The organism is Oceanobacillus halotolerans, from assembly GCF_010993955.1.
GTDB classification, from domain to species: domain Bacteria; phylum Bacillota; class Bacilli; order Bacillales; family Amphibacillaceae; genus Oceanibacillus_A; species Oceanibacillus_A halotolerans.
The window spans coordinates 272883-285485 of record NZ_WIXL01000001.1 but is presented as its reverse complement, the minus strand read 5'-3'; the positions used below and the strand labels follow the sequence as shown (position 1 = coordinate 285485).

Here is a 12603-nt window from a genome sequence, read left to right as displayed (position 1 = left end):
TTCACCTTAATCTTTTACTTAATATCAAATGCCCATGTACCTTTACGAAACACCGCTTCTGTGGAACCATCTTCTTTGACCCCATCAATATCTAATTGATCTGATCCTATCATGAAATCGACATGTGTTAAACTATCATTTACACCATGTTTGTCCAATTCTTCATCACTCATGTTCGACCCACCTTCTACATTGGTAGGGTAAGCCTTCCCAAGCGCGATATGGCATGATGCATTTTCATCGAATAACGTATTATAGAAAATTAAACCAGATTTAGATACTGGGGACTCATCTGGTACAAGTGCAACTTCTCCAAGACGGCGTGCACCTTCGTCTGTATCCAGTAAGTGCTTTAATGTGTCTTCTCCTTGTTCTGCTTTGAAGTCAACTACTTTTCCATCCTTAAAGGTGAGGCTGAAATTATCGATTAAGCTACCACCATAGTTCAATGGTTTTGTACTAGATACGGTTCCATTAACACCATATTTATGTGGCATGGAGAATACTTCTTCTGTTGGCATATTTGGATTAAATGTGACACCACCCTCCGTTTGAGCTGATCCACCTTTCCAAATATGGCCTTTTGGTAATTCCATTTCTAGGTCCGTTCCAGGTGCTTTAAAAATAAGTTTTTGGTAATTTTTCTTGTTGAGTAATTCACGTGCGGTAATTAATGTTTCGTTATGGCTATCCCATGCTGCAATTGGATCTTCCTTGTCAACACGAACAATTTTCACAATTGCATCCCATAAGCTTTCGATTGCATCTTCTCTTGATTTATCTGGAAAAATCTTCTGTGCCCAATCTCCTGTAGGAATGCTAATAATGCTCCATGCAATTTTATCGTTCATCGTATACTTCTTAAAGTTCTTTAATGCCTGGGCAGCAGCTTTGTTAGCATCTGCTACCCGTTGTGGGTCAATATCCTTCAACAGGTCTGGGTTAGTGGATCGGATATTTAGGACAGCTGCTCCATCTTCTGCAAAAGATTCTTGTAGTTGAACCTTCCAATCTGGATAATTCTTGATGACCTCATCTGGTGCGTTTTGGTATTTTAGTAATGTTAACTCATCATCCACCCAATTAATATGTACATCTTTTGCACCCATTTCATATGCCTTTCGAACAACAACTTTCGTAAAATCTACCCCTTCAAGAGGCGCATTAATCATTAATGCTTGGTTTTGCTGTATATTCACACCAGTACGTAAAGCTAATTCTGCATACTTTTCCATTATTCGTTTATCTGCCATTTTAAATCCTCCTCTAAAGTGTTTATGTATTACCATTTTTATACTTTTCCCACAAAAAGCATATACTGATCATATTATTTCATAAATTTGTTAAATAGCCAACTATTACTACCTGCTAACCATTTATACCATGTTGCTGTGGGAATATTAAATTTACGAAGGCTTCAAATTGTGATATGATAGTAGTACTTACATTTCGTAACCCATGCTTCTCAGAGAGGGGGTATCCTCATGGAGGAATTATGTCCACGTTTTGAAAAAGCTATGCAATTAATAAGTAAACGCTGGGTTGGTCTCATTTTATTTGATTTGTTAAAAGGGACGAAGCGTTTCTCTGAAATGGAAGCTGAATTGCCGATTAGTGGTAGATTACTCTCTGACCGATTAAAGATGTTAGAAAAAGAGGGGATTGTTGAACGAAATATCTACTCCGAATTCCCAGTACGGATTGAATATTCATTATCTGAAAAAGGAAAAGCATTAGAACCCGTCATTCAGGCCATTGAACATTGGGCCAATGGCTGGGTAACGATAGAGGAAGAAACAAACAAACAAGTAAACCAATCGTAATAATGGTGCCTCCCATAAATGGAAAGCACCATTTTTTTTGGACTCAGGTAGGATGTCTTCAAAGGTTCGGTCTTTGTATACCCTGGTTCAGTATTTATGCGTGTGGGTTTGAGTCCTTTCATACGAAGGTTCAGTTTTTGAATGCTGATGTTCAGTATTTGCACCCCGAGGTTCAGTATTCATACGCGGGGGTTCAGTTTTCCCAAACAAAGGTTCAGTATTTGCAACCAAGGTGCTTCCTTACGCATCTATCTTGAGTCTTCGTACCCAGGGATTCAGTTCTTAATAATCTTATTCATTCCACGGAAAAGCTGTGCCGAATGTGGCCGCCAATTCTTTTGACTCACTGCGTCGTTTGTTACGCCGTTTTGCGCGGTTTTCTGCACCCTTATTTAACTTCTTCTCTTGTTCACTTTCAGGATACACACTTGGAATGGCAGTCGGTTGACCGTTTTCATCAACCGCTACAAAGGTTAAAAAGGCTGTTGTACATACTTGTCGCTCACCAGTAATTAAGTCTTCTGTAACCGCCTTGACAAACACTTCCATTGACGTTTTATGTGTCCAAGTTACAAAAGCTTCTAAACAGATGGAATCCCCTTCTTTGACAGGTGCTAAGAAATCCACCGAATCAGTAGAAGCTGTCACAACAGGCTTTCTAGCATGTCGTACTGCAGCAATTGCTGCTACATCATCGATATGTGCCATTAACTTTCCACCAAATAGCGTCCCATGTGTATTCGTATCTGGTGGCAAGACATGGGATGTTTTTACCGTTAAGGATGCTGCACATGGCTTTTGGTCCATTGAGATTCCTCCTATAAAAATGATATAGCTAGTTTGCCCTTAAAGTCTATATTTACTATAGGATCGGTGAAATTAGCCGCGAGATAGACTCTTTAAAGCGAATTCCTAATGAGCGTTTCGCATATAGCTTTTTCGTCATTTGGGTGGCAAGCTCTATATCGTTTTCAAAAGCCTCCACTAATCTTTGCGTAAGTTTCCTGTCGTATAAAAATGCATTAACCTCAAAGTTTAAGCGAAAACTTCGTACATCAATATTTGCCGTCCCTACAGATGAAATTTTACCGTCCACCACTAACGTTTTTGCATGTAAAAATCCATTTTGATAAATATAAACGGAAGCACCAGCATTCAATAAATCCCCGATATAAGATAAGGTTGCCCAATAGACAAATGGATGGTCTGGTTTATTGGGGATCATCAATTTTATGTTTACACCAGATAATGCCGCGATTCTTAGTGCATCTTTTAAACTTTCATCTGGTATAAAATATGGCGTTTGAATGTATATATACTTCTTTGCCATTAAAATCATCTTGATATAGCCATACTTGATTTGTTCCCAATCAGAATCAGGTCCACTCGATACAATTTGCACCCCCGTCTGCCCTTTAGGTTCTGCTTGATAATATCGATTTTCATATAAAATATCATTCCGAGATGCTTGGTTCCAATCTAAAATAAATCTTGTTTGCATTGTGCTTACCGCATCGCCATACACACGTAAATGGGTATCACGCCAATACCCAAACTTTTTATTCTTACCTAGGTATTCATCCCCTATATTAAAACCACCTATATATCCAACTTCGCCATCGATAATCGCTAGTTTACGGTGGTTACGATAATTTATTTTAAAATTGATATTAGGAATTTTCGGCGGAAAAAATGCCTCTAATTCAACCCCAGCACGTTGCAACCGTTTCACATATTTTCGACTTAACGATCTAGAGCCCATGTCATCATACAAAACACGTATGTCGACACCCTCATTTGCCTTTTTAATCAGCACATCCGCAATCCGTTTTCCTAAATGGTCATGGCGAATAATATAGTATAATAAATGAATATGATCGGTTGCCTGTTCTAAATCATAGATTAAATCAGCAAACTTTTCTGTTCCATCCGTGTAGATTTTTACTTCGTTATCCTGTGTTAAAATAGCATCATTGTTACGTAAATGTAATAAATATAAATCCTTATAAGCGACCAGGCTTTCATCCTTATAAACAAAGCGGCCTTCCTCAATCGCCTTTTCCTGGCTCATAACAGCATTTTTTACCCCTAGTTTGCTTTTGGTATCCCATGTGAATATACGTTGGTTGCTCAATTTTCTTCCGAAGATTAAATATAACAAAAAGCCTGCAATTGGAATGAAAAATAATACCATAAGCCAAGCCCATGTTGAACTAGCATCTTTTCGTTCTAAAAAAATGATGGTAAATGCCAAAAATATATTAAATAACAGAATAGAACCTAACAAGTAAGGCATAAATTCCAACGTCATCTTCCTTCCTATATCCGTAACCAAAGAAGTTGCATTATACATAATATAGCACAAATTTCCATTTATCGTTAATTTTTCCCATTAGTTGCAAGAAAACCAACAGCCTGTTGTTCATGATACAACACCTATATTATCCAAAGGCAAAAGTATTGACCCGTTCTAACTAGAAAGTGTTATTTAAATGGTATAAATGGAAGCAACAACTTTTTATGAAAGGATTTTTTCATATATTATGCTGCTATTAAACTAAATTGTGTATTAAGATGTATACTTGAAAAATCAACAATCTTTTGGAAAACAGCCAAAAATAAAAAGAACCTATACTTATTAGGATATAGGTTCTTAGTCAAACTATGCTTAGTACTTATAAACTATTTAATGCTTCATTTAAATCAAACCAGATATCCTCCCACTGTTCTAATCCGACTGACAAACGAATTAATTGATCTGTAATCCCCATTTTTAAACGGGAAGGTTCTGGTACAACAGAGTGTGTCATCGTAGCTGGATGCTGAATTAATGTCTCTGCATCCCCTAAACTAACCGCAATTTTAAGAAAGGATAGATGGTTTAGCATTCGTTGTGCATCCTCTTTCGTTCCTCCGATTTCAAAGGAGATGACCCCTCCGCCTTGTTTCATTTGCTTCATCATTATCGGGTGATCAGGATTTTTCTCATCACCTGGATAATATACAGTAGATACCTTTGGATGCTCACGCAACTTTTCAACTATTTTTTCAGCGTTATCACAATGGCGATCAAGTCGTATTGGCAATGTCTTTAGCCCTCTTAGCAGTAGCCATGCATCAAACGGAGAAATAATTCCTCCAATATCTTTTTGGGTAGTCATCGCAACATCATCTAAGAATTCTTTCTTACCTACCACAAGTCCAGCAATAACATCACCATGGCCTCCTATATATTTTGTAGCACTATGAACAACGACATCACAACCTAACTCAAGTGGCCGCTGTAAATAAGGTGAAGAAAACGTGTTATCGACGACAACAGGTATATTAAACTCTTTGGCAACTCTTGCAACCATCTGTAGATCAATGACCTTCATTGTTGGATTAATTGGTGTCTCCACATAGATACAAGCTGTCTCAGGCTTGATCATCGAACGAAGTGCTTCTTTAGATTCCATCGTTGAAAAATCATGATCAATGTTATATTTTTCTTTCATCATCGTTAACAGCCCGAATGTACAGCCATAGAGCCCACTTGAACAAACAATATGATCATTCGCCTTGGTTAAGGCAACTAAAACAGCAGAAACAGCAGCCATTCCAGATCCAAAGGCAAGACCTCTTTCCCCATTTTCCAGTGCAGCAATACGCTCTTCTAAGGCTGTTACTGTTGGATTACCCAACCGTGAGTAAATATAACCCTCCTCTTCTCCCCCGAAACGACGTTCCCCTTGTTCTGCTGAACCAAATGTAAACGTTGATGTTTGAAATAATGGTGTAGTAAGACTCCCTAACATATCTTTCGCATCGTAACCCTCATGAATAACAGCTGTTTCAAAATGTTTTGGAGTTCGTGACATCCTAAGCTCCCCCTTCTTTATTTTACCAACCTCTCTACTACTATCATATTCGAAATAGAGATATTATGAAAGCGCTTTCTATGAAAATTCACATTTCCCTATTGCTTTTTTACAAAATTATTCTTAAGATTAACTTATTTAGGTAAATAATTATCGAATGAAAGCGGCTATCCTTCTATATTTTAATTGGATGGGTTTCGCTTTCTTTATTTCATCACTTTACTTTATAGAAAAGAAGGGGATAACATGGGGGATACACAACAAAAAGCAGGTATTTTATATGCACTTGGTGCCTATTTACTTTGGGGGTTTCTACCTGCTTATTGGAAGTTAGTGGACTATGTCCCAGCTGGAGAAATTCTGGCACATCGAATTATATGGTCGTTTGTCTTTATGATCGGGGTAGTTGTAGCTTTACGTAAATGGCCTGGCTTTATCCAAGAATGTAAAGTCATTGCCAAAGATAAAAAGAAACTGATCGGAATTACAGTCGCATCTTTTGTCATTAGTTTGAACTGGCTTTCATACATATGGGCGGTAAATAGTGATCATGTCATCCAAGCAAGCTTAGGTTATTATATAAACCCATTAGTTAGCATTCTATTAGGCATGATTGTATTAAAAGAGAAGCTTTCCAAAAGACAGCTTATTTCGTTTGTATTAGCTGGTATTGGTGTTATCAACTTAACCGTTAGCTATGGTGTGTTTCCATGGGTATCGTTAGCGTTAGCTTTTACATTTGCCATTTATGGGCTATTGAAAAAAATGGTTGATGTTAGTGCGATGTTTGGGTTAACCATCGAAACAATGATTATCACACCAATCGCGCTCCTTTATGTCGTGGCATTACCGACAACTACCATAACAACTGGTTCGTTTTTCTCAACAACTGGAATTATCTTATTTGGTGCAGGTGTCGTTACAGCAATACCACTGTTACTGTTTGCAAGTGGTGCCAAGAAAATCCCACTTTCCATGGTCGGGTTTTTACAATATATCGCACCAACCATTATGCTAGTCCTTGGTATTTTTGCATATGGAGAGACCTTTTCTCAAGCACATCTAATTTCCTTTATGCTTATTTGGATCGCATTACTTATTTATATGAGTTCTTCTTATCACAACCCAAAACGGCGGCAAGTAAAAGCTAGTTAATTATTTTAAAATGCACTTTTCGTATACTTTGCTGTTTTCAATGTCGTATATTCTATATTATACGCAGTAAGTTAAGGCGATGTTTAGAGCGTTTACCCGTTCCGGAAATACACTTCGCTTTCCTCGGGGAACGCTTCAGCCTCCTCAACCCAAAAGCGTAAGCGCCTTGATCACACCTGACAAGCTTAAGACGAGCCTCGGCGTGGCGTTTTTTGCCCGTGATGAGGATTGACTTAAGACCTCGAGGGTGTAGGCGCTGTAGCTAGACATCGCAAGCAAAAAGGGCTCGCTGTGGGGTCTTCAGACTGTTCCTTTTCCCGTAGGAGTCTCGCATTTTCCGCTGCTTGGAAGTACCCAACAGAAGTAAGAAGAGTAAGAAGATATGATGAGAAACATATAATTATATTGGATATTTGGCTGGCCACAGCTGCGTAACAACGGATTACCATTAATAATCATATAGGACAAAATCACATCACTAGCGTAGGAAAAACACTGAGACTCCTGCGGGAAGTAGGAGATCGGTGAGACCCCACAGGGCGCTAGCCCGAGGAGGCTCACCACTCCCCCGCGGAAAGCGAAGTGTTTTTCCGAAGCGAAGCAATATGCATATTCTCGTTATTACGCATCATTTATCTTTTATGCAGGATGTTTCCTATCTAAGAGCAACCATATTTTAAAATCTATTGTTGACGAAGAAAGCCAAAACCATTATAATGTTAGTTAAATTCCGAAAAATCGGAAGCTAAAAATCTTATAGATCTCTTATCAAGAGTGGCGGAGGGAATAGGCCCTACGAAGCCCAGCAACCTAAGAGGCAATTCATATTGCTTCAAAAGGTGCTAAATCCTACAGGTCATTGATCTGGAAGATAAGAGGAGGACCACGTATATCATACACCCTCTTCTTAGGAAGAGGGTGTTTCTTATTTCTCCTCTTCCTCCAGACAGCATTTATAATCTAAGGAGGAATTTTTTTATGACATCATTTCACCAACCAAGCGAAGAAACCATTTTACTTCATGGAGGTCAAGAACCTGATCCAACAACTGGTTCACGAGCTGTTCCAATCTACCAAACCACTTCTTATGTATTCCAAGATACGGACCATGCGCAAAAACTATTCGGATTAGCAGAGCCTGGTAATATTTACACTCGAATTGGAAATCCAACTGTTGATGCGTTTGAGCAACGTGTTAGACAACTAGAGGATGGTGTTGCTGCAGTTGCAACTGCTTCTGGTATGGCAGCAATTACCCTATCCATTTTAAACATAGCAGGTGCAGGGGATGAAATTATTGCAGATAGTAACCTCTATGGGGGTACATATAATTTATTTGCAACCACCTTGCCACGTTATGGCATTGATGTAAAATTTGTTGATGGAACGAATCCAGCCAATATAGAAGCAGCTATTACAGATAAGACAAAAGCAGTTTTTGGTGAAATTATTACTAACCCTAGTTTAAATGTATTTGATGTAGAAGCTGTTGCTACAATTGCTCATCAATACAACATCCCACTCATTATTGATAATACCTTTGCAACTCCTTATGGAACTAAACCGTTAACATGGGGAGCTGATATTGTTGTTCATTCCGCTACAAAATGGATTGGTGGTCATGGAACAACGATTGGCGGCATTGTTGTAGATGGTGGACGGTTTAATTGGAACAATGATAAGTTCCCTGGCTTTATTAAACCTGACGAAAGTTATAATGGCCTTCGTTATGTAGATGTAGGACCTGCAGCGTTTGCAACAAAGCTACGTGTGCAACTACTACGTGACATTGGTGCAGCATTAAGTCCACATAGTGCCTTTTTGTTCCTTCAAGGTCTGGAAACGCTACATTTACGGATCGAACGGCACAATCAAAATGCAGCTAAAGTAGCAACATATTTAGCGAATCATCCAGCAGTTGAATGGGTTAATTACCCTGGGTTAGAAGACCACCCATCTTATGAGCTGGCAAACAAATACCTAGATCATGGCTATGGATCTATCATAACGTTTGGAATTAAAGGAGGCCGTGATGCAGGACGCAAGGTCATTGACCATGTTACCCTTTGGTCTCATGTTGCAAATGTTGGGGATGCGAAATCACTCATTATCCACCCAGCATCAACCACCCACCAGCAACTTAGTCCAGAAGATTTAGTCAAAAGCGGTGTATCTGAAGAATTAATTCGCTTATCCATTGGAATCGAAAATGTTGACGACATTATTCGTGATTTAGACCAAGCCATTGCAAAAGCGACTGACACAAAACCTACACTTGAAACAACAGATGAGGATGTCTTACACAGCTTGTTTGCTTCTCCTTTTGCTAGAGAGAATGGTGCTGTACGAAAAAAAGCAATAGCTGTTGTAATTGGAGATGAACCAAGTGATTTATTCCTTACTAGAATAAAACAATTGGAGCAATTTGGTTTTCAAGTTGTGCTAATTGGAAATGGTAAAGTATCAGATTCCATCGAAACGTATGATACATTAACAGTAGTTCCGTATCAAATAGATGCTGTATGGGTAAATGAACAGGTGTTACCACCAAAAACGATTGAAGAATTAATTAATAAAGAAGGAAAGGTCCTTATTATCGAAAATGAACAACCAGAAGATCAAACGTTGGAATATGCAAAAGCTGCTGGGATAAAGGTCATTACGGACAGAAATCCATATGAAGAAGCAGTTCGGCTTCGGTATAATAAAGAACAATCAATCCATGTATAATTAACCTAAAGGAGCGGATCCCATGAAACAGCCAATCACCATAACACAATCTACAGTTGAAGATATTTCAGTTGGTCCGCTCCAACTAACATCAGGGGAAACACTTCATCACGTGACCCTACGCTATGAACGGGTCGGACCCAGACAAGGACCCACTATTTTAGTATGTCATGCTTTAACAGGCAATCATTATACAGTAGGTAATGAATCAACTCCTGGTTGGTGGAGTGGATTGATTGGTCAGGGAAAACACATTGATACGACACAGTTCCAGGTACTAACCTTTAATGTATTAGGTGGTAGTGATGGATCAACAGGACCGTTATCCATTAACCCAAACACCAAAGAGTCCTATCGCATGAATTTTCCAGAAATCACTGTACAAGATATGGTTCATGCACAATTTAAGGCATTACAAAAGTTAGAGATAAAAGAACTTGCAGCCATTATTGGTGGCTCTCTTGGTGGCATGCAAGTCATGGAATGGGGTCTATTATACCCAAACATGACAGATAAACTAATTATTCTTGCAGCAACACCTTATTTTTCTGATTATGGCATTGCCTTTAATCATATTGCGGCTGAGGCTATTCGAAAGGATCCACAATGGAATGGTGGAAATTATGATAAGCATAAACCACTAAATGGACTGGAAATTGCACGAATGGTTGGCATGGTAACCTACCGAAGTCCACAGCTGTTTGCACAACGATTTGATCGGAATCATACAAACAATCAATATGATGTCATGTCTTATCTGAATTATCAAGGGGATAAACTAGCCAACCGTTTTGACCCCAACAGTTATTTGATCTTACTAAATGCTATGAACCATCATGATATTGGAAAAAACCGTGGTGGTTGGGAACATGCAGCTAAAAAAATAAGCCAATCGATCCTGTTACTGAGTTATGATAAGGATCTTGTTTATGAACCTCATGTGATACAACAATTTGCAAGCAATTTACCAAATACTTCTTATCACCATATTGCTACCGATTTTGGCCATGATGGATTTTTAACGGAGTTTTCCAAGTGGGGAGGTCTCGTGAAACAATTTCTTTAAGCAGCCACCCTATTAAAAAGTAGAAGTTTTAGAAAAACTCGCATTCGCTCGTCTTTTAGCGAAGGTGTTCGTTTTTCTTATACTTGGGACATTAAAATTTTAGCTACGTCGAGTCCACTTCTTGGCTAAAATTTTATACTTTCCTAACGTGTTAACCAATCATTATTGTGGAAAAACAATATGAGGAAAAGCTTGTTTTATTCGCCTTTTTTTAAGGCGAATTTTTAATTTTAAAAACATGTCCTTATGTAGTATGTCACACAGGGAAATGGTAAAATAAAGATACAGCTATACACGCTATGTTGTTTAACATCGTATATAGAAATACAGCTTAGGTGTGATGAACATGAAGAAATTAGTAACGTTCCTATCCATTTTTCTTGTTATTGGTGCAGGAGCTGTTTTTTTCATTATATGGGACCAACAATCCAATACTCCTACTATCCCAGCCACACAAATAGAGGAAACAACTGAAAATCAGGAACAAGATTCAGACGAAAATTCTGAAGAGGCCATTACCGAAGAAGAAGTTGAAAATGGTGAAAATATGACAAACCAGTTTGTCGATATCATATCAGAAGCAGTACAAAAGACGATTCGGTTCTTTTCTAAGGAAACACATATTGTCGCAATTGGGGATTCCCTAACTCAAGGAGTGGGAGATGAAACAAAGCAAGGTGGTTATGTCGGTATTTTAGATGAGTCGATCAATGAATCAGAACAACACGTGACATTTGAAAATTACGGAAAACGGGGGAATCGTTCAGACCAATTACTTAAGCGTTTAGATGAAGCGGAAATTACATCTTCTCTATCAGAAGCAGATATCATTTTGATTACGATCGGTGCAAATGATATTATGCAAGTATTTAAAGAAAATATTACAAACCTACAGTTAGATGACTTTATGAACGAACGGACAAAATATGAAGAGCGGCTAAATCAAATAGTTGCTAAGCTACATGATGTGAATGATCATGCACTTATTTATTTTATAGGATTTTATAACCCATTTAACTCCTATTTTCAAGATATTGAAGAACTAAGTTTAATTGTTGACGAGTGGAATCGAACCACAGAGATGGTATCGAACAACCATGATAATATTACGTTCATCCCAACAGTTGATTTATTCGAAGGTACCAGTGAGGACTTATTAGCAGAGGATAATTTCCATCCTAATTATAACGGCTATCAACGAATTGCAAAACGTGTGTTGGATTATGTGACGGATTAGAAAGGTGAGTTTCATGCCGAAGCAAGAACAAAAAAATAAATGGAAATTGCGCTTCTACCTATTAGTAGGTATAAATGCCGCAATCCTAGTAACCATATTACTATTGATTTTTTGGCCAGTTTCCGATACGACTGTTCCATCGAATGAATCCCAGGAAGAACTAGAAAGCTCAGAATTCACAGTCCGAACAACAAAGGAAAACTTAAATGAGTTAATCAATGCATATGTTGGTAAACTCCTCCAAAATACAAGCCATGAGTATGAAATCTCCTTAGAAGAGGATGTTCATTTAGTTGGAGAATTACCAGTATTTTCCACCACTGTCCCATTATCTGTTCACCTGGAGCCATTGGTACAGGAAAATGGGGATGTTGTCTTAAAGCAAAATTCAATTTCAGTTGGGCTACTAGAATTACCAAACCAAAAAATAATGGAATATATGCAGAAATACTTGCCAATGCCAGGTTGGGTAACCATTAATCCAAAAGAAGAGGAAATTTACATCGCGGTTACGGAAATGGATATTCGAAGTAATTTTCAAGTGGAAGTAGAGCATATTGATTTACCAGCAAATAACATTGCCATTAAATTGAAAGTTCCATATAAAACATTGGGAATTGATCTGCAAAAATATGAACAACAGGACTAGAAAAGTGTTTAAGGTACTAATCACAAGTTGATTAGTACCCTTTTTAAAATTGTATTTTCTTACTTTTCAATATATAAATGGAA

At 38.1% G+C, this 12603-nt stretch carries 10 protein-coding genes and 1 riboswitch; of the genes, 6 read left to right on the top strand and 4 right to left on the bottom strand.

Annotation, left to right across the window (positions count from 1 at the left end):
* Nucleotides 1-14 precede the first annotated feature (14 nt).
* Complete coding sequence (locus tag GHC26_RS01320) at nucleotides 15-1253, bottom strand: aminopeptidase (RefSeq protein WP_163969436.1); 1239 nt, start codon at nucleotides 1251-1253, stop codon at nucleotides 15-17.
* Between the two features lie 231 nt (nucleotides 1254-1484).
* On the opposite strand from GHC26_RS01320, the gene GHC26_RS01315 reads away from it, so the two are divergent.
* Nucleotides 1485-1823 carry a winged helix-turn-helix transcriptional regulator gene (locus tag GHC26_RS01315; protein WP_163969435.1) on the top strand — a complete coding sequence of 113 codons (339 nt, stop codon included), beginning with the start codon at nucleotides 1485-1487 and terminating at the stop codon, nucleotides 1821-1823.
* 291 nt (nucleotides 1824-2114) lie between these two features.
* Here the strand turns inward: GHC26_RS01315 and GHC26_RS01310 are convergent, their stop codons facing one another.
* The 3 genes from GHC26_RS01310 to megL form a co-directional block, all read right to left on the bottom strand.
* Nucleotides 2115-2630 carry an acyl-CoA thioesterase gene (locus GHC26_RS01310; RefSeq protein ID WP_163969434.1) on the bottom strand — a complete coding sequence of 172 codons (516 nt, stop codon included), beginning with the start codon at nucleotides 2628-2630 and terminating at the stop codon, nucleotides 2115-2117.
* Between the two features lie 55 nt (nucleotides 2631-2685).
* Complete coding sequence (cls, locus tag GHC26_RS01305) at nucleotides 2686-4134, bottom strand: cardiolipin synthase (protein WP_404821756.1); 1449 nt, start codon at nucleotides 4132-4134, stop codon at nucleotides 2686-2688.
* Nucleotides 4135-4498: 364 nt separating this feature from the next.
* Nucleotides 4499-5683, bottom strand: a complete 1185-nt coding sequence (gene megL / locus GHC26_RS01300) for a methionine gamma-lyase (RefSeq protein WP_163969433.1) — start codon at nucleotides 5681-5683, stop codon at nucleotides 4499-4501.
* A 246-nt stretch (nucleotides 5684-5929) separates the two neighbouring features.
* Here megL and rarD point away from each other — a divergent pair, with 246 nt between their 5' ends.
* From rarD to GHC26_RS01275, 5 genes are all read left to right on the top strand, one after another.
* Complete coding sequence (gene rarD / locus GHC26_RS01295) at nucleotides 5930-6838, top strand: EamA family transporter RarD (protein WP_163969432.1); 909 nt, start codon at nucleotides 5930-5932, stop codon at nucleotides 6836-6838.
* Nucleotides 6839-7600: 762 nt separating this feature from the next.
* A riboswitch (SAM riboswitch) is annotated at nucleotides 7601-7716 on the top strand.
* A 100-nt stretch (nucleotides 7717-7816) separates the two neighbouring features.
* Nucleotides 7817-9568, top strand: a complete 1752-nt coding sequence (locus GHC26_RS01290) for a PLP-dependent aspartate aminotransferase family protein (protein WP_163969431.1) — start codon at nucleotides 7817-7819, stop codon at nucleotides 9566-9568.
* Between the two features lie 22 nt (nucleotides 9569-9590).
* Nucleotides 9591-10634 carry a homoserine O-acetyltransferase MetX gene (metX, locus tag GHC26_RS01285; RefSeq protein WP_163969430.1) on the top strand — a complete coding sequence of 348 codons (1044 nt, stop codon included), beginning with the start codon at nucleotides 9591-9593 and terminating at the stop codon, nucleotides 10632-10634.
* A gap of 346 nt (nucleotides 10635-10980) precedes the next feature.
* Complete coding sequence (locus GHC26_RS01280; RefSeq protein WP_226376813.1) at nucleotides 10981-11871, top strand: SGNH/GDSL hydrolase family protein; 891 nt, start codon at nucleotides 10981-10983, stop codon at nucleotides 11869-11871.
* 13 nt (nucleotides 11872-11884) lie between these two features.
* Nucleotides 11885-12520, top strand: coding sequence for a YpmS family protein (locus GHC26_RS01275; protein ID WP_163969428.1), 636 nt, complete (start codon nucleotides 11885-11887; stop codon nucleotides 12518-12520).
* The last annotated feature ends 83 nt before the right edge of the window (nucleotides 12521-12603 follow it).